Here is a 16,734-nt window from a genome sequence, read left to right on the forward strand (position 1 = left end):
AGATGTGTATAAGAGACGGCCGCCGGCCCGGCCGGGCCCGCCCCGCCGCGGTCCGGAAGGCGCGCCGCCGCCGGTGCCGCCGGCCGCGCCGGGCGTGCGCGGCTTCCGCGACATCACCGCCGATGCCGACGATCTCGGCCGTGCCGCGGCGCAAGCCAGCCGCAACGCGCGCAAGACCTACGCCAACGTGCCGTCGCCTTCGCCGGAATTCGACCGGCTCGAGCCGAGCCTGGAGAATCGCGGCGGCGATCCGGAGGCGCCGTATTCCTACGACGAGTCGATCGAGGAGGCCGAGCGCTACACCCCGCAGCCGCCACAGGGTCCGCCGCCGCAGCGGTCGCGGGCCGGCAACGGCGAGCGCGAGCCGAAGAAGCCGCCGCGCGTCGGGTCGATGTTCCCGTTCAAGACCGCGATCGTGATCGGCATCCTGCTGATCCTGGTCGGCACCGGCATCCTGTTCCGGCAGCAGGCCATGACCCTTGTCAGCAGCCTGTTCAAATCCTCGGCCCCGGTCGAGGCGCCGAAAGATGCCGCGTCGACGCCTGCGAGCAAGAAGATCACCGACCGCGTCGGCCAGCCCTCGTCGTCGGGCGAGACCGTCGCCCCGGTGGCGCAGCGCGTGGTGCTGTATGACGAGGACCCGTCCGATCCGAAGGGCAAGCAGTATGTCGGTTCGGTGGTCTGGCGCACCGAGCAGGTCAAGGGATCGGGCAACCAGAAGCCCGACATCGCCGTGCGCGCCGACATCGACATCCCCGATCGCAAGTTCAAGATGACGATGTCGTTCCGCCGCAACACCGATTCATCGCTGCCGGCGAGCCATACCGCGGAATTGACCTTCATCCTGCCGCAGGACTTCGCCAATGGCGGCGTCGGCAACGTACCGGGCATCCTGATGAAGTCGAACGAGCAGGCGCGCGGCACGCCGCTGGCCGGGCTCGCGGTCAAGGTCACCGACGGCTTCTTCCTGGTCGGCCTCTCCAATGTCGATGCCGACCGCTCGCGCAACCTGCAGCTCTTGAAGGAGCGCTCGTGGTTCGACGTGCCGCTGGTCTACACCAACCAGCGCCGCGCCATCATCGCGATCGAAAAGGGCGCCCCCGGCGAGCGCGCCTTCAACGAGGCATTCGCCGCGTGGGGTGAGTAGCGGCCTAGCTCTCGCCTCGGTTGCCAGCCATGTCATCGCCCGGCTTCGTCCGGGCGATTCCGTATCGCAGCAAGATCTGCGGCTGTTGCAGCGCATTCGACGCGCAGCGCTCCGGAACATCGCCGCGGCTTTCGATTTTTCCCTAGAACCGTCGCGCGACCGCGTTACACTTGGCTGACGTCGGGCAAGGGGACGCCATGAAACGCTATCTGATCTTCGCAGCCATCGGGCCGTTCATCGGCGGCTTCCTGTTGCTGCTGATGACCACCTATCAGTCCGGCTACTGGACCGAGACCAGTGGCGGCGAGGTGACCAAGCTGCTCGTCGTGTTCGTGAAGTCGCTGCAATACAATTATCTGTTCGGCATCGTGCCGTCGCTGATGTTCGGTGCGATCGACGACATCCTGATGCATGTGAAGCGGATCGCGCCGGTGGTGCGGATGCTGCTCGTCGGCGCGGTGGCGTTCGTTGGCGCGGCGTTGACCTACGCCTCGCACGGCTCCGAGAGCGGCGCGGTGCAGTTCATCCTGTACGGAATGGTCGGCTTCATCCCGGGCGTGATCACGTCCTGGCTGGCGCACAAATATGCCGAAGAGCTGCACGCGCCGGCGCAGCCGGCTTCGCAGCACTAGGCGCCTACTCACTACCAAGGGAAAAGCAGAAATCGTGACCGGCGACGTCTGGCCCAACGGCGAATGATCGCATCGGGATCGGACAGGGCCGCGCTCAACGCACGGCGCGGAATAGATCACCCATTGCGGTAGTCTTGTCAGCGCACGAGATGGCCGGAGGGCCAGCGCGCTTCACATAACTGTCATATCATCGTCACGCAAACGTAGTCCCAATGTCATGCCCGCGTCGTCCTCGCGACCCGCGGCCGCCCGGGGCAGTGGCGATGCCGATCCCGGGCCTGCTCTATTCTGTGTTCGCGCATTTATTTCAGCCGTCGCTGCAGACGACCGGGACGTACGGGATCTGCGTCCGGATTCGGGGAAAGGAATTTCGAGTGGCAGATGCAAGCTTCAGCCTTCTGACGGGCAACAGTATCGAAACGCGCCTGGTCCGAGCCGGCGGCGTGATCTTTCGCGAGGGCGAGCAGGCCAACGAGCTCTTCGTGATCAAGAGCGGCTATGTGCGCATTCAGGTCGGCAACAAGACCATGGCGGACCTGGCGCCCGACACGATTTTTGGCGAGATGGCGTTGATCGACAACGAGCCGAGGAGCGCAACCGCCACGGCGCTCACGGATGTCGAGCTCGTCCCGGTCTCGGAAAAGCAGTTTCTCTTCCTCGTGAGCCAGACGCCGCATTTTGCCCTGAAGGTCATGCGGACGCTGGCGCAGCGCCTTAGAACCATGAACAAGGGCGTCTACTGAAGGCGAGCACGGCAGAGCCTCGAGGTGACAGGCCTTGAAGGTGACACAGTGGTAATGTGACGCAACTTGAACCGCCTGCCTGCGTTACCATGTGATGGCCATGCCCGAGGACGACATCTTCACGCCCCACGCCGCGAGATCGCGGCCGCCTTTTGGCGGCGCGCAGGCGCGCAGCAAGGTCATCGACCAGGACGGGCGCGAGCTCGCCGACGGCCCGCTGCATCCGCAGTTCCAAGGTTTTCAGGGAGCCTTTCAGGAAGGCTTCCAGTTCGACTTCCGCAACTCCACCGCCAATCCGTTCGGCAATCTGACCCGCGAGCAGCGGCTGGCGCGGCTGGAGATGATCGCAAAGCTGCTCGACGTCGCCTTCATCGTGCCGGGCACCAAGGTGCGCTACGGCATCGACGGGCTGATCGGCCTGATCCCCGTGGTCGGCGATATCATCACCACCGCGATCTCGCTGTGGCTGGTGCGCGAGGCCCGCTTGCTCGGCGCGCCCTGGCACATCACCGCGCGGATGCTCGCCAACGTCGCCGTCGACGGCGTGATCGGCATGGTGCCGGTGGCGGGCGATGCCTTCGACGTGATGTTCCGCGCCAATATCCGCAATGTGCGGATGCTGCGGCGCTGGCTCGACAAGCAGCCGCGGTTCTAGAGTATGATGATTTTTGGTTGAAGCAGTCGAGCCGCACACTCGCTTCGCCTCTCCCGCTTGCGGGGGAGGCCGACGCGCTCGGCAGCGCTCTTGCGCGCCTGAGCGCGGCGGGTGGGGGCTCTCTCCGCGATGCGACTCGCGGCGAGAGCCCCCACCCCAGCCCTCCCCCGCAAGCGGGAGAGGGAGCGCAGCATCGTTGCGGTCGCAAGCTCAGCCCAACTTCATCATGCTTTAACGCATCTCGCCAAAACAAAAGCCCCCGGATCGATCCGAGGGCTTTTCGTTGAGCGAAGAGCAGAAAGCTTATGCGGCGTCAGCGTCGGTCTGGCTGGCGGCCGGGCGCGGACGACGCGGCAGCGGGAAGGCCTCGCTCTCATAGAGCGAGCGGATGCCGTTCTGGTCGAAACGGGCTTCCTCGACCTGGAGATAGGCGCCGTTCAGCGAGTCCGCCGGCAGCTGCTCCATCGCGAACTGCACGGCCTCGGCAGCGGTGCCGAAACGGCGGTAGGCGAAACCCGCCCGCTTCTTCTTGCGGATCGCGGCGGGGAACAGTTCGGCGGATGTGTTATAGTTGAACGGACGCAGGGGACGCATGGTCGACGACCTCTTGTGTTCTTTTCAGTTGGCGTTGCGAAAGGGATTTTGGGGGACGGCGGCCTATTATCGGCGGCGCGCCGTACATGTCATTTCGACCCCTAATATAGGCCTCTTTGACAAAAATGCGACCCCAGACGAGCCCCTGACAGGGCACATGCTGAATCCGCGCATAGCACGGGCACCGGCCAGATAAGTCATTTTGTTTCAATGACTTATGGCTCTCAAATCTTGTCGAGCCAGGCCAGGATCGCGACCACGATCAAAATCACCCCGAAAAGGCCCATTCCGGAGTGGCCGAGGCCATAGCCATAGCCGCGGATTCGGCCGCTATAGCCGCCCAGCAGGATAATCAGCAAAAGGATGATGAGGATCAGTCCAAGCGACATGGCGCCCTCCTCAGAACAGGCGGCAGCCGCACGGCGAGACGCCTACGGCCCCGCGAACACCGAGCAAAGCACATTCCGGCCTGCGAGTCGTTAAGGCCGTCAGCCGATCACGAGGATGTTGCCGGGGGCCGGAGCCAAAACAAAGCCCCACGCGACCGGCCTGTTGGTCGCGTGGGGCGCGGCATGGTGGGCGCCGTTACTTCTTCTCGTCGAGCTTCAGCGCCGCCGAGTTGATGCAGTAGCGCAGGCCGGTCGGGCCGGGGCCGTCGTTGAAGACGTGGCCGAGATGGCCGTCGCATTTCGAGCACAGCACCTCGGTGCGGATCATGCCGTGGCTCATATCGCGCTCCTCGTCGACATGGCTCTCGACCGAGGGCTTGGAGAAGCTCGGCCAGCCGCAACCGGAATCGAACTTCTGGTCGGACTCGAACAGCGTCTGCCCGCAGCCGGCGCAGACATAGGTGCCCTTGCGCGGATCATGCTCGTATTCGCCGGTGAAGGGCCGCTCGGTCGCTTTCTCGCGCAGCACGGCATACTGCATCGGCGTCAATTCCTTGCGCCACTCGGCCTCGCTCTTGCGGACCTTGCCGTCGGTCTTGGTATCGGACATTCAACCTCCTTTGCGAGATGCTCAGTTGGTGACCTTGGTGCTGCCCACCAGCGTCGGCTTCTCGATGTAAGTCTCCGCGAAGATCTTCTTCAGGTTCTCGACCTTCGGGATGTCGTTATAGGCAATATAGGGCTGGTTCGGGTGCAGCGTCAGATAGTCCTGGTGGTAGCCCTCCGCCGGATAGAACGCCTCCAGCGCGCCGACCTTGGTGACGATCGGCTTCTTGTAGACCTTGGCCGCGTTGAGCTGGGCGATATAGGCGTCCGCGACCTTCTTCTGCTCGTCGCTGGTGGTGAAGATCGCCGAGCGATATTGCGTGCCGGAATCCGGGCCCTGCCGGTTCAGCTGGGTCGGGTCGTGCACGACGGAGAAGAAGATCTGCAGGATCTTGCCGTAGGAGATCTTCTGCGGGTCGTACTTGATCTCGACCGATTCCGCATGGCCGGTCGTGCCGGTCGAGACCTTCTCGTAATCGGCGTTTGCCTTGCTGCCGCCGGAGTAGCCGGACACCGCGCTGACGATGCCGGCGGTGTGCTGGAACACGCCTTGCACACCCCAGAAGCAGCCGCCGGCGAGCACCGCGGTCTTGATGCCGGTTTCCGGCGCGCTCGCGGCCGGCGGCGGGATGATCACGGCGTCCTCGGCAGCAAGCGAGGGCGCAACGGCAAAAGCTGTGACGGCCAGCGCGCCGATCGCGGCGGCGCACAGCGAGAGGCGGCTGAGGGAGCTTTTGGGCATGGGTTCCTCGTGGGATCGCAAGTGGGGCCAGTCTAGAGCGGGAGCCGCTATTGGCCAATCAGGCCGGCGGCTCCGACGCTTCAAAATACGGGCGAGGGGGCGTTTTGTTACGGCGCCGGCCACACGGTTTCGTGAGGGAAATCAGCGAGGTTCAGGGATGTCGGTGATGGATTTTTGCCCGCGGCCTCTCCACGCCCGTCGTCCTGGCGAAAGCCAGGACCCATAACCACGAAATGTACTTTAGGCGGGATCGTGGCCCCAGCGTCCCGCAACAACAAGCAGCCGGGGTAATGGGTCCTGGCTTTCGCCAGGACGACGCTGAAGGTTGGGGCCGCCGGCGGGACGATCAAACTACGATACTCAGCCGCTTCGCCGCCCGCGTGATCCCCGTGTAGAGCCACCGCGCGCGCGAGTCCTGGAACGCAAAGCTCTCGTCGAACAGCACGACGTCGTCCCATTGCGAGCCCTGCGACTTGTGCACGGTCAGCACGTAGCCGTAGTCGAACTCGTCATAGGGCTTGCGCTGCTCCCACGGCACGCCCTCGACGCCGCCGTCGAAGCATTCGCCGCGCACCGAGACCTTGGTGACCTTGTAGCCGAAGTCCTCGTCCGGCATCACGCGCATGGTGATGATCTTGGATTTCGACTGCGCGCGCGCCTTGACCCGCCACAGCCCGCCGTTGAACAGGCCCTTCTTGCGGTTGTTGCGCAGGCAGACCAGCTTGTCGCCGGCAACCGGCAGCGGATCCTCGATGTTCTGCCGCTGCCGCACCCGCATGTTGTAGGCGCGGCGGGTGTTGTTGCGGCCGACCAGCACCTGGTCGGCGCTCATCACGCGGTCCGGATCGAGCTCCTTGCGCGACACCACCTCGCTCGCGCCGTGGCGGCCGATCTCGAGCTCGCGGCCCTCGCGGATATCCATCGACATCCGCACGATCGGATCGTCCTGCGCCTGGCGATGCACCTCGGTCAGCATCGCGTCGGGCTCGGCATCGGTGAAGAAGCCGCCGCCCTGGATCGGCGGCAATTGCGCGGGATCGCCGAGCACCAGCAGCGGGCAGTCGAACGACATCAAATCGCGGCCGAGCTCGGCATCGACCATCGAGCACTCGTCGATCACGATCAGCTTCGCCTTCGATGCCGGCGCGTCGTCCCAGAGCTCGAAGCTCGGCTGCTCGACGCCGGACTCGCGGGCGCGGTAGATCAGGGAATGGATCGTCGAGGCGCTGTCGCAGCCCTTGTTGCGCATGACGAGCGCCGCCTTGCCGGTGAAGGCCGCGAACTTCACCTCGCCGTCGACGCCTTCGGCGATGTGGCGGGCGAGCGTGGTCTTGCCGGTTCCGGCATAGCCGAACAGGCGGAACACCGGCGGCGTGCCATTCTGGCCCGGCTTGGCCTTCAGCCAGTCGGCGACGGCTTTCAGCGCAGTGTCCTGATGCGGCGTGAAGGTGGTCATGAGCTTTCGGAAGAGTGAGCGCGCGACCGATAGCGCCGCGACTCAGGCCAGCACAAGCTAAACATTCATGCGTTCCGATCAAGCCGTCTCCCGCTGCGCGGAATTGGGGTTTCGCCTCCGAGGCTAGACTTGATCCGGGGCGCCACTAGACTGCTCCAAAACAACAAGCGGTCGGGACCACGACACGTGGTCGAGGAAGCGACCTTGGGAGTGACTCCATGAAATTCGGCATCTTTTACGAGCTGCAATTGCCGCGCCCCTGGAACGACGGCGACGAGCTCAGGCTCTACCAGAACGCGCTGACGCAACTGGAAACCGCCGACCGGCTCGCCTACGACTACGCCTGGGTCGTGGAGCACCACTTCCTCGAGGAATATTCGCATTCGCCGGCGCCGGAATCCTTCCTTGCCGCCGCGAGCCAGCGCACCAAGAGCATCCGGCTCGGCCACGGCATCTTCCAGCTCACCACCAATCATCCCGCCCGCGTCGCCGAGCGGGTCGCGGTGCTCGATCTCTTGAGCAACGGCCGCTGCGAGTTCGGCATGGGCGAGAGCGCCTCGATCACCGAGCTGACGCCGTTCGGCCGCGACATGGAGACCAAGCGCGAGGTGTTCGAGGAAGCCGTGCAGGCGATCTTCCCGATGTTCACCAAGGTCGGCACCGAGCATCACGGCAACTATTTCGATATCCCGCTGCGCAATGTCGTGCCGAAGCCGGTGCAGAAGCCGCATCCGCCGCTCTGGATGGCGTGCTCGCAATTGCCGACCATCGAACGCGCCGGGCAGAACGGGTTTGGCGCGCTCGGCTTTCAGTTCGTCAGCGCCGAGGCGGCGCATGCCTGGGTGCACGCCTATTACAACGCGATCACCAAGCGGCTGAACAAGCTCGCCGACTACGAGATCAATCCGAACATGGCGCTGGTCTCGTTCTTCATGTGCGCGAAGACCGACGAGGAAGCGCGCCGGCGCGCCGACGGCGCGACCTTCTTCCAGTTCGCGCTGCGCTATTACGGCCAGGCGCAGAACCGGCAGCGGCCGGCGCCCGGCACTGTCAACATGTGGGATGAGTACAACAAATGGAAGCGCGACAATCCGGAGGCGCAGGAGGCCGCGCTGCGCGGCGGCCTGATCGGCTCGCCCGAGACCTTGCGCAAGAAGCTGCGACGCTTCCGTTCCTCGCATATCGATCAGGTGATCCTGCTCAACCAGGCCGGCAAGAACACGCATGAGCACATCTGCGAGTCGCTCGAGCTGTTCGCCAAGGAAGTGATGCCGGAGTTCCAGCACGATCCCGAGCACGACGCCTGGAAGAAGGGCGTGCTGGACGGCTCGATCCAGCTCGAGGAGATCGACACCCAGGCGTTCACGGACCGCTATGGTAAACTCGCGGTCAATGTCGGATCGAAAGCCGCCGCCGCCGGCTGATCGATTGCTGGAGCACCGGCTCTGATAAACAGAGCCGATATTCCAGATTCTTGTTGGACGCGTTTTCTTCACGCGAACCGGTACCCACTTCGCTCGAAAACGCTTCTGTACAGCGACCTCGCGTTTCCGTGAGGAAAATAATTCGCTACGCGCGATCCGTGCCTTAAAAGAAACGGCACGCGCGATGCCAGCACCGAAGTGCTGACATCGCTATTTTTGTGCGGTGCTCGACAGCTTCATTCGCGCGCCCCATCATCCTGACATCGCATGATCGCGCAGCGCGATAGCGCGCTTGATCGTCAGGAGAATTTTGGAATGAAGCGTCGTGAGTTCCTCCAGCTGTCGCTCGTTACAGCCGCCGCCGCTGCGCTGTCACGCGGTGCGCAGGCGCAGGCGGACGCGAAGGAAATTCGTATCGGCTACCAGAAGAACGGCGTGCTCGTTATCACGCGGCAGCGCGAGGCCTTGGAAAATCATTTCAAGCCGCAGGGCATCAGCGTGAAATGGGTCGAGTTCTCCTCGGGCCCGCCGATGATGGAAGCGATGAATGTCGGCAGCGTCGATTACGGCGCGGTCGGCGATTCCCCGCCGATTTTCGCGCAGGCCGCGGGTGCCGCCATCGTCTATGCCGCGGCCCAGCCCATCATCAACGGCTCCGGCATCCTGGTGCCGCAGAATTCGGCGATCACCTCAATCGCCGATCTCAAAGGCAAGCGCGTCGGCTTCACCAAGGGATCGAGCGCTCATAACGTCGTGATCCAGACGCTGGAGAAGGCCGGGTTCACCTATGACGACATCACGCCGGTCTATCTGACGCCGCCGGACGCCGGGCCGGCCTTCGCCAATGGCGGTATCGATGCCTGGGCGATCTGGGATCCGTATTTCGCGATCGCCGAGACCAAGCAGAACGGCCGCATTCTGGTCAAGACGCGCGACATCACCAAGACCAACTCGTTCTACATCGCCAACCGCGACTTCGCCCGCACTCGCGGCGCGGTCCTGCAGCAGATCGTCGATGTCACGACGTCGAGCGCGGCATGGGCGCAGGCGCATCCCGATGAGGTCGCCAAATCGCTGGCCGCCGTCACCGGCGTGCCGCTCGATATCCAGACCATCGCGGCGAAACGGGCGGGCTTCTCTGTCGGACCCGTGACCGACGACATCATCGCGACCCAGCAGGGCGTCGCCGACCGCTTCTTCAAGCTCGGCCTGATCCCGAAGCAGATCGCGATCCGCGACATCGTCTGGCGCAATCCCCAGACCTGATCGGCGCGCGTTTGGTCATTTCAATGCAGAGGATAGTCCCATGACGCGTTTATTCCGACGCTGGGTCGCCCGCGCGGTGCTGTCGCTCAGCATCGTCGCCGCAACCGTCAGCGCCTCCTATGGCCAGGAGAAGGTCGTCCGCATCGGTTACCAGAAATACGGCAAGCTGGTGCTGCTCAAGAGCAAGGGCTCGCTCGAGGAAAAGCTGAAGGCGGTCGGCACCAAGGTGGTGTGGACCGAGTTTCCGTCCGGGCCGCCGCTGCTCGAGGCGCTCAATGTCGGCGCGATCGATTTCGGCAACACCGGCGAGGCGCCGCCGATCTTCGCGCAGGCCGCCGGCGCGCCGATCCAGTATGTCGCGTATGAACCGCCGGCGCCGAAGGGCGAGGCGATCCTGGTGCCGAAGGACAGCGCGATCAAGTCGGTCGCCGACCTGAAGGGCAAGAAGGTCGCGCTGAACAAGGGCTCCAACGTCCACTATCTCTTGGTGAAGGCGCTCGAGAAGGCCGGCGTCAAATATTCCGAGATCGAGCCGGTGTTCCTGGCGCCGGCCGATGCACGCGCGGCGTTCGAGCGCGGCGCGGTCGATGCCTGGGTGATCTGGGATCCGTTCCAGGCCGCGGCCGAAGCTGCGACCGGCGCCCGCACCGTCGCCGACGGCACCGGCATCGTCGCGAACTATCAGTTCTACTTCGCCTCGAAGAAATTCCTGCAGGCCGATCCGAAGATCGTCGAGCTCGTGCTGGCGCAGCTGAGCGAGGTCGACGACTGGGCCAAGGGCGACATCCATGCCGTCGCCGAGCAGCTGGCGCCGAGCATCGGCCTGTCGGTGCCGGTGGTCGAGGTCGCATTGAAGCGGCAGGCCTACGGCATCAAGCCGGTCACCGATGCCGTCATCGCGGATCAGCAGCGGGTCGCCGACGCGTTCTTCGCACTCGGCCTGATCCCGAAACAAATCAAGATTTCCGATGTCGCATGGAGACCGGGCACGTGAGCACCCCAACCAACGCCAACATCCTCTGGTTCCTGCCGACCCACGGCGACAGCCGCTATCTCGGCACGTCGATCGGCGGCCGCGAGGTGAATTTCAATTATCTGCGCCAGATCGCGCAGGCCGCGGACCAGCTCGGCTATTACGGCGTGCTGCTGCCGACAGGGCGGAGCTGCGAGGATTCCTGGGTGGTGGCGTCAGCCGTCGCGCCCTGGACCGAACGCCTGCGCTATCTCGTGGCGGTGAGGCCCGGCCTGCAGTCGCCGAGCGTCGCCGCACGCATGACCGCAACGCTGGACCGGCTGTCGAACGGCCGCCTGCTGATCAACGTCGTCACCGGCGGCGATCCGATCGAGAACAAGGGCGACGGCATTTTCCTCGATCATGACGAGCGCTACGCGGTGACCCGCGAGTTCCTCAACGTCTACAGCGATCTCCTGGCGGGCAAGACCGTCAATGTCGAAGGCGAGCACATCCGGATCGAGGACGGCCGCCTGCTGTTCAATCCGGTGCAGTCGCCGCGGCCGCCGCTGTATTTCGGCGGCTCCTCGGATGCTGGCATCGACGTCGCGGTCGACACCGTCGACAAATACCTGACCTGGGGCGAGCCGCCGGCGCAGGTCGCCGAGAAGATCGCCAAGGTGAAGGCGGTGGCGGCGCAGCGCGGCCGCAAGCTCTCGTTCGGCATCCGCCTGCATGTGATCGTGCGCGAGACCAATGCGGAGGCGTGGCGCGCCGCCGACGAACTGATCCAGTACGTCACCGACGACACGGTGGCCGCCGCGCAAAAGATCTTTGCGCGGATGGATTCGGTCGGCCAGCAGCGCATGGCGCAACTGCATGGCGGCCGCCGCGACAAGCTCGAGATCAGCCCGAACCTGTGGGCCGGCGTCGGCCTGGTGCGCGGCGGGGCCGGCACCGCGCTGGTCGGCGATCCCGAGACCGTCGCCGCGCGGATCAAGGAGTATCAGGAGATCGGCGTCGATACCTTCATCATGTCGGGTTACCCGCATCTCGAGGAAGCCTATCGCTTCGCCGAATTGGTGTTCCCGCTGTTGTCGCTGGCGCAAGGCGGCAACGTGACGCCGATCCGCGTCAACACCGGGCCGTTCGGTGAGACCATCGGCAACGACTACCGTCCGCAGAAGCAGGCATCGCAATCATGAGCTTGATCGACAGTCTTCCGCGCCGCAAAGCGTTTTCGAGCGAAGTGGATGCCGGTTCGCGTGAAGAAAACGCGTCAAAACAAAAATCTGGAGCTCCGTTCCGATCCCATCGGAACGGAAACAGCTCCGGCGCCCTGAAACTTCCAAAGGTCGACGGTCTGATCCCCTGGATCGTGCCGCTGGCGATCGTGCTGGTGTGGCAGCTTGCCTGCGTCACCGGCTACGTGCCCTCGCGGGTGTTGCCGGCGCCGACTGACGTCGCGGTGGCGGGATGGAAGCTGCTGCTGTCCGGCGAACTGGTCCGCAACATCTGGGTCAGCTTCTGGCGCGCCTCGATCGGCTTTTTGATCGGCGGCGGCATCGGCTTTGCCTTCGGCCTCGCCAACGGGCTGTCGCAGCTGTCGGCAAAGCTCACCGACACCACCTTGCAGATGGTGCGCAACATTCCGCATCTGGCGCTGATCCCGCTGGTTATCCTGTGGTTCGGCATCGACGAGTCGGCAAAGCTGTTCTTGGTGGCGCTCGGCGTGTTCTTCCCGATCTATCTCAACACGCTGCACGGCATCCGCACCGTCGATCCGCAGCTGATCGAGATGGGCCGCATCTACGGCATGACCGACGGTGAGCTGTTCCGCCGGGTGATCTTCCCCGGCGCGCTGCCCTCGATCTTCGTCGGCCTGCGCTTTGCGCTCGGCATCATGTGGCTGACCCTGATTGTCGCGGAGACCATCGCGGCCTCGTCGGGCCTCGGCTACATGGCGATGCAGGCGCGCGAGTTCATGCTGATCGACGTCGTCGTGCTCTCGATCCTGATCTACGCCTTGCTCGGCAAGCTCGCCGACAGCGCCTCGCGGGCGCTGGAGCGGCTGACCCTGTCGTGGCATCCCGCCTTCCAGAAGAAGTGAGAATGAGAATGCAAGAAGCGCTTCGTTTCGAAACCGCTGAAGCCGAGCCGGTCGACCGCACCGAGGTCGTCGCGAAGGCGCGGCAGTTGCGGCGCGTGCCGGAAGGCGCGGCCCGCGGCCTGTCGCTGACCATCCGCGGCCTGCGCAAGGCGTTCGGCGACAATGAGGTGCTGCGCGGCATCGACCTGCACATCCCGGCCGGCCAGTTCGTCGCGATCGTCGGCCGCAGCGGCTGCGGCAAGAGCACGCTGCTGCGTCTGATCGCCGGCCTCGACGCGCCGACGGCGGGAAGCATCGCCTTCGGCGAACCGCTGCGGGCGCAGGACGTCCGCGTCATGTTCCAGGAGCCGCGGCTGCTGCCCTGGGCGCGGGTGCTGTCCAATGTCGAGGTCGGGCTGGGGCGCGAGCGCTCGTCTGCTGATGCGCAGGCGCGTGCCGAGCGCGCGCTGGTCGAGGTCGGCCTCGGCGACAAGCGCACCCAGTGGCCGTCGGTGCTCTCGGGCGGGCAGAAGCAGCGCGTGGCGCTGGCGCGGGCGCTGGTCAGCCAGCCGCGCGTGCTGGCGTTCGACGAACCGCTCGGCGCACTCGACGCGCTGACCCGGATCTCGATGCAGCAATTGCTGGAGCGGGTCTGGCGCGACCAGGGCTTCACCGCGATCCTGGTGACGCATGACGTCGCCGAGGCGGTCGCGCTCGCCGACCGCGTGCTGGTCATCGAGGACGGCCGCATCGCCGAGGATGCCGCGATCGACCTGCCGCGGCCGCGCCGGCGCGGGTCGGCCGAACTCGCCGCGCTGGAGGGCGAGATCCTGAAGCATCTGCTCGAAGGCAGCGAAGACAGTCTGTGAGGTCGCCATGAATTCCGTCGTCCGCAATGTTTCGATCGAGCCCGCGGTTGCGGCCGCCGAATTCCGCGGCGCGATGCGTCACCTCACCGGCGGCGTCAGCGTGATCACGGCCGGTCGGGCTAAGGATATTTCGGGAATGACGGTGACCTCGGTGTCGTCGCTCTCGGTCGAGCCGCCGTCCTTGATCGTCAGCATCAACCGCGCGGCCTCGTCATGGCCGCTGATCGCGCGCCATGGCGTGTTCGGCGTCAACATCCTGGCCGCGGATCAGCGCGACATCGCCGAGCGCTTCACCGGCAAGGGCGGCCTGAAGGGCGCGGACCGCTTCACCGGGGCCGAGTGGACGACGCGCGCGTCGGGCGTCCCGCTGCTGGTCGGCGCGCTCGCCGCGGTTGATTGCGAGGTCGAGGAGACCATCGAACGGCATTCGCACGTGATCGTCATCGGCCGCGTGCTCGACGTGATTGCGTCGGAGCGTACCGCCGCGCTGGCGTATTGGCACGGCGAGTATGTCGCGATCGACCATGAGGAAGACGCCGCACGGCTGGCTGAGGTCAGCCTGCCGTCGCGTCATGTTCATGTGCGAGGGCCGCGCTAGCGCGCCGTGCTTATCCGGATCGGACTTTAGAAAACTGCGCTCAGCGATGCCGGGCTGTCGATGATCACATTGCTGCCGCGGACGCCAGCCCATACAGCCTGGACGGTCTGAGCTGCATTGGCCAGCGGAATGCCAACGACGAGCGTGGTCGGGATACGGCCAAAGCTCGACGGGGTCTCGTTATAGGTGAAGCTTGCGACGACCGGCGAGACCGTGCCATTGACGGTGACGCCGAACACGCCGCCCGGAATATCGTTGCCCGTGGCGTAGGGATTCGGAACGTTAAGGGTGATGATCGCGGTGGTGCCGACGCCCTCCGGAATCGTCAGGCTGAGGCCTTGCATCGGCGTTAAAGTCGCGGAGGTCGTGGACAGGGTGCCGCTGGTCTGCGCGTAGAGGGCCATATCACTCTCCAGTTGTCAATGGACGTAAAAACAATAGGAGATTGTGTAAGGCAACTGTTCCCCGGATTCAAGGGATGAACGGCGCCGAGGCCGGCGCGGCATGTTGGCCGTGGCGCTTTCCCGGCGCGCGCATTAAAAGCGCCCGAGATTTCGGAGACGTGACGGTTCGATGAAGCGCGTGGGAACCTGGCTGTTCTATCTCGTCGGTGCGATTGCCGTCGCCTATCTCGCGCTCTATGCCTATGTGACGTTCACCGGCCGCGACATCACGCCCGGCGATCCGATCCGGATCTTCCGCAAGCCCGACGCGCCCAGCTATTCGTGAGACGAGGCAAACGGCGGGACTTATCCCGCCGCTTCCCGTGCTCAGCCGGCGTTCGCCATCCGTTGATAATCGGGCGCGCCATTGCCGGCCGGGGTGATCGGGATGCCGCCGTCGGCATATTCGTTCAGCTTGTTGCGCAGCGTGCGGATCGAGATGCCGAGGATGTTGGCGGCATGGGTGCGGTTGCCGAGGCAGTGCTTCAGGGTTTCCAGGATGAGGTCGCGTTCGACGTCGGCGACAGTGCGGCCGACCAGCGCGCGGGTGACCTGCTCGGCGGCAAGCGTCGCGTGCGCGACCGCGGGTGCGGTCTTGGCGAGGTCGAGGCGGTCGCCGTCGGGGGTCAGGATCGCCTCAGCGCCGATCTCGTCGCCCTGCGCCATCAGGACCGAGCGATGGATGGTGTTCTCGAGCTCGCGGACGTTGCCCTGCCAGCGGTTCGCGGTCAGGACGCGGCGGGCATCAGTCGAGATCGGACGGACCGGCATGCCGTTGGCCTCGGCATATTTCCTAGCGAAATGCTGCGCCAGCTCGAGGATGTCGGCCGGGCGGTCGCGCAGCGGCGGAATCTTCAGGTTGACGACGTTGAGGCGGAACAGCAGGTCCTCGCGGAAGGTGCCTTCCCGCACCGCCTCCGAGAGGTTGCGGTTCGAGGTCGCGATGATACGGATGTCGACCGGGACCGGCCTGGTGCCGCCGACGCGGTCGATCACGCGCTCCTGGATCGCGCGCAGCAGCTTGGACTGCAGCCGAACGTCCATCTCGGAGATTTCGTCGAGCAGCAGCGTGCCGCCGGTCGCTTCCTCGAACTTGCCGATGCGGCGCGCCACCGCGCCGGTGAAGGCGCCCTTCTCATGGCCGAACAGCTCGGATTCCAGGAGGTGCTCGGGGATCGCGGCGCAGTTGATCGAGATGAACGGCCGCTTGGCGCGGGCCGAGCGGGAATGGACGTAGCGCGCCAGCACTTCCTTGCCGGTGCCGGACTCGCCGGTGATCATGACGGAGGCGTCCGAGCCCGCGATCTGCTGCGCCAGCTTGATCACCCGGCCCATCGCCTCGTCGCGGTAGATCAAATCGCGCGCGTCGTTGGCGACCGCGGCCAGCACCGCTGCGATCAGCTCGGGGTCCGGCGGCAGCGGGATGTATTCCTTGGCGCCGGCATGGATCGCGGCGACCGCGGCGCGGGCGTCGTTGGAGATGCCGCAGGCGACGATCGGCACGTGGATGTGCTCGGCGTCGAGCCGCATCACGAGGTCGCGGATGTCGAGACCGACATCGACCAGCAGGAGGTCGGCGCCCTTGCCGCCGCGCAGCACGTTCATCGCCTGTTCGGCGGCCTCGGCGTGGGTCACGGAGGCGCCGTTGTCCATCGCGATCTTGGTCGCGGTCGTGAGCTGGCCCTTCAGGGTGCCAACGATGAGAAGCCGCATGATGATCTCCTGTTCGTCTGGTCGCGCAGGTCCCGCGCGCTACCGCTTGAGTTATTAAGAGCGTTCCGCCTTGATGATTTCGGTCATGGTCACGCCGAGCTTGTCTTCCACCAGCACCACTTCGCCACGCGCCACCAGGCGGTTGTTGACGTAGATGTCGATCGCTTCGCCGACGCGGCGGTCGAGTTCGAGCACGGTGCCCGGTCCGAGCTTCAAAAGGTCGCCGACGTCCATCTTGGAGCGGCCGAGCACCGCCGAGACCTGCACCGGCACGTCGAACACGGCCTCGAGATCGGCCGCGATGCGCGCGGCATGCTCATCCTCGTTGTAGCCGATGTCGTCGATCCCGGGCGCCTCGGCGGAGTTGAGATCGGGAAGCGGGACTTGGGTGTCGGTGTCGCTCATGGTTCAGCCCT

General features: G+C 65.2%; 20 protein-coding genes. 12 read left to right on the forward strand and 8 right to left on the reverse strand.

Features of this window, described 5'->3' with window-relative positions:
• The 4 genes from AC1VNY_RS00005 to AC1VNY_RS00020 form a co-directional block, all read left to right on the forward strand.
• The coding region (locus AC1VNY_RS00005) for a hypothetical protein (RefSeq protein WP_482403619.1) at positions 1–1,147 on the forward strand (1,147 nt) is incomplete at its 5' end.
• A gap of 197 nt (positions 1,148–1,344) precedes the next feature.
• Positions 1,345–1,779 carry a DUF5413 family protein gene (locus AC1VNY_RS00010; RefSeq protein WP_038382276.1) on the forward strand — a complete coding sequence of 145 codons (435 nt, stop codon included), beginning with the start codon at positions 1,345–1,347 and terminating at the stop codon, positions 1,777–1,779.
• 263 nt (positions 1,780–2,042) lie between these two features.
• Positions 2,043–2,522 (forward strand): Crp/Fnr family transcriptional regulator, encoded by a 480-nt coding sequence (locus AC1VNY_RS00015; RefSeq protein ID WP_482403620.1) that lies wholly within the window; start codon positions 2,043–2,045, stop codon positions 2,520–2,522.
• Between the two features lie 94 nt (positions 2,523–2,616).
• Positions 2,617–3,177, forward strand: coding sequence for a DUF4112 domain-containing protein (locus AC1VNY_RS00020; RefSeq protein WP_482403621.1), 561 nt, complete (start codon positions 2,617–2,619; stop codon positions 3,175–3,177).
• Positions 3,178–3,480: 303 nt separating this feature from the next.
• Here AC1VNY_RS00020 and AC1VNY_RS00025 read toward each other — a convergent pair whose 3' ends face one another.
• From AC1VNY_RS00025 to AC1VNY_RS00045, 5 genes are all read right to left on the reverse strand, one after another.
• Positions 3,481–3,771: a hypothetical protein gene (locus AC1VNY_RS00025; RefSeq protein ID WP_016844322.1), complete on the reverse strand. Its 291-nt coding sequence runs from the start codon at positions 3,769–3,771 to the stop codon at positions 3,481–3,483.
• A gap of 224 nt (positions 3,772–3,995) precedes the next feature.
• A complete protein-coding gene (locus AC1VNY_RS00030; protein ID WP_016844323.1) occupies positions 3,996–4,160 on the reverse strand; it encodes a DUF3309 family protein in 165 nt (54 codons plus the stop codon).
• A gap of 196 nt (positions 4,161–4,356) precedes the next feature.
• Positions 4,357–4,770 carry a peptide-methionine (R)-S-oxide reductase MsrB gene (gene msrB / locus AC1VNY_RS00035; protein ID WP_028343489.1) on the reverse strand — a complete coding sequence of 138 codons (414 nt, stop codon included), beginning with the start codon at positions 4,768–4,770 and terminating at the stop codon, positions 4,357–4,359.
• 21 nt (positions 4,771–4,791) lie between these two features.
• Positions 4,792–5,508 carry a peptide-methionine (S)-S-oxide reductase MsrA gene (gene msrA, locus AC1VNY_RS00040; protein WP_482403622.1) on the reverse strand — a complete coding sequence of 239 codons (717 nt, stop codon included), beginning with the start codon at positions 5,506–5,508 and terminating at the stop codon, positions 4,792–4,794.
• Positions 5,509–5,854: 346 nt separating this feature from the next.
• A complete protein-coding gene (locus tag AC1VNY_RS00045; protein ID WP_482403623.1) occupies positions 5,855–6,964 on the reverse strand; it encodes an ATP-dependent DNA helicase in 1,110 nt (369 codons plus the stop codon).
• Positions 6,965–7,182: 218 nt separating this feature from the next.
• On the opposite strand from AC1VNY_RS00045, the gene AC1VNY_RS00050 reads away from it, so the two are divergent.
• The 7 genes from AC1VNY_RS00050 to AC1VNY_RS00080 all read left to right on the forward strand — a co-directional run bounded on the left by AC1VNY_RS00050 (position 7,183) and on the right by AC1VNY_RS00080 (position 14,162).
• Entirely contained in the window at positions 7,183–8,388 is a 1,206-nt protein-coding gene (locus AC1VNY_RS00050; RefSeq protein WP_482403624.1) for an LLM class flavin-dependent oxidoreductase, read from the forward strand.
• A gap of 315 nt (positions 8,389–8,703) precedes the next feature.
• Positions 8,704–9,654: a sulfonate ABC transporter substrate-binding protein gene (locus AC1VNY_RS00055; RefSeq protein WP_482403625.1), complete on the forward strand. Its 951-nt coding sequence runs from the start codon at positions 8,704–8,706 to the stop codon at positions 9,652–9,654.
• A gap of 40 nt (positions 9,655–9,694) precedes the next feature.
• Entirely contained in the window at positions 9,695–10,648 is a 954-nt protein-coding gene (locus AC1VNY_RS00060; protein ID WP_482403626.1) for a sulfonate ABC transporter substrate-binding protein, read from the forward strand.
• The gene (gene ssuD, locus AC1VNY_RS00065; RefSeq protein WP_482403627.1) at positions 10,630–11,811 is read left to right on the forward strand and encodes an FMNH2-dependent alkanesulfonate monooxygenase; all 1,182 of its coding nucleotides are present in this window, start codon (positions 10,630–10,632) and stop codon (positions 11,809–11,811) included. Before AC1VNY_RS00060 ends, ssuD begins: the two co-directional genes overlap by 19 nt.
• Before the next feature lie 134 nt (positions 11,812–11,945).
• Positions 11,946–12,716, forward strand: a complete 771-nt coding sequence (locus tag AC1VNY_RS00070; protein ID WP_482403763.1) for an ABC transporter permease subunit — start codon at positions 11,946–11,948, stop codon at positions 12,714–12,716.
• A gap of 8 nt (positions 12,717–12,724) precedes the next feature.
• On the forward strand, positions 12,725–13,564 hold the full coding sequence (locus AC1VNY_RS00075; RefSeq protein WP_482403764.1) for an ATP-binding cassette domain-containing protein: 840 nt from the start codon (positions 12,725–12,727) through the stop codon (positions 13,562–13,564).
• A gap of 7 nt (positions 13,565–13,571) precedes the next feature.
• Entirely contained in the window at positions 13,572–14,162 is a 591-nt protein-coding gene (locus AC1VNY_RS00080) for a flavin reductase family protein (protein ID WP_016844336.1), read from the forward strand.
• Between the two features lie 26 nt (positions 14,163–14,188).
• Here the strand turns inward: AC1VNY_RS00080 and AC1VNY_RS00085 are convergent, their stop codons facing one another.
• Positions 14,189–14,566, reverse strand: coding sequence for a hypothetical protein (locus AC1VNY_RS00085; protein ID WP_016844337.1), 378 nt, complete (start codon positions 14,564–14,566; stop codon positions 14,189–14,191).
• A gap of 169 nt (positions 14,567–14,735) precedes the next feature.
• On the opposite strand from AC1VNY_RS00085, the gene AC1VNY_RS00090 reads away from it, so the two are divergent.
• The gene (locus AC1VNY_RS00090; protein WP_016844338.1) at positions 14,736–14,891 is read left to right on the forward strand and encodes a hypothetical protein; all 156 of its coding nucleotides are present in this window, start codon (positions 14,736–14,738) and stop codon (positions 14,889–14,891) included.
• 41 nt (positions 14,892–14,932) lie between these two features.
• Here the strand turns inward: AC1VNY_RS00090 and flbD are convergent, their stop codons facing one another.
• Positions 14,933–16,318, reverse strand: a complete 1,386-nt coding sequence (gene flbD, locus AC1VNY_RS00095; protein ID WP_304497118.1) for a sigma-54-dependent transcriptional regulator FlbD — start codon at positions 16,316–16,318, stop codon at positions 14,933–14,935.
• Positions 16,319–16,372: 54 nt separating this feature from the next.
• A complete protein-coding gene (fliN, locus tag AC1VNY_RS00100) occupies positions 16,373–16,723 on the reverse strand; it encodes a flagellar motor switch protein FliN (RefSeq protein ID WP_016844340.1) in 351 nt (116 codons plus the stop codon).
• Positions 16,724–16,734: the final 11 nt, after the last annotated feature.

It is taken from the genome of Bradyrhizobium ferriligni (genome assembly GCF_056837965.1).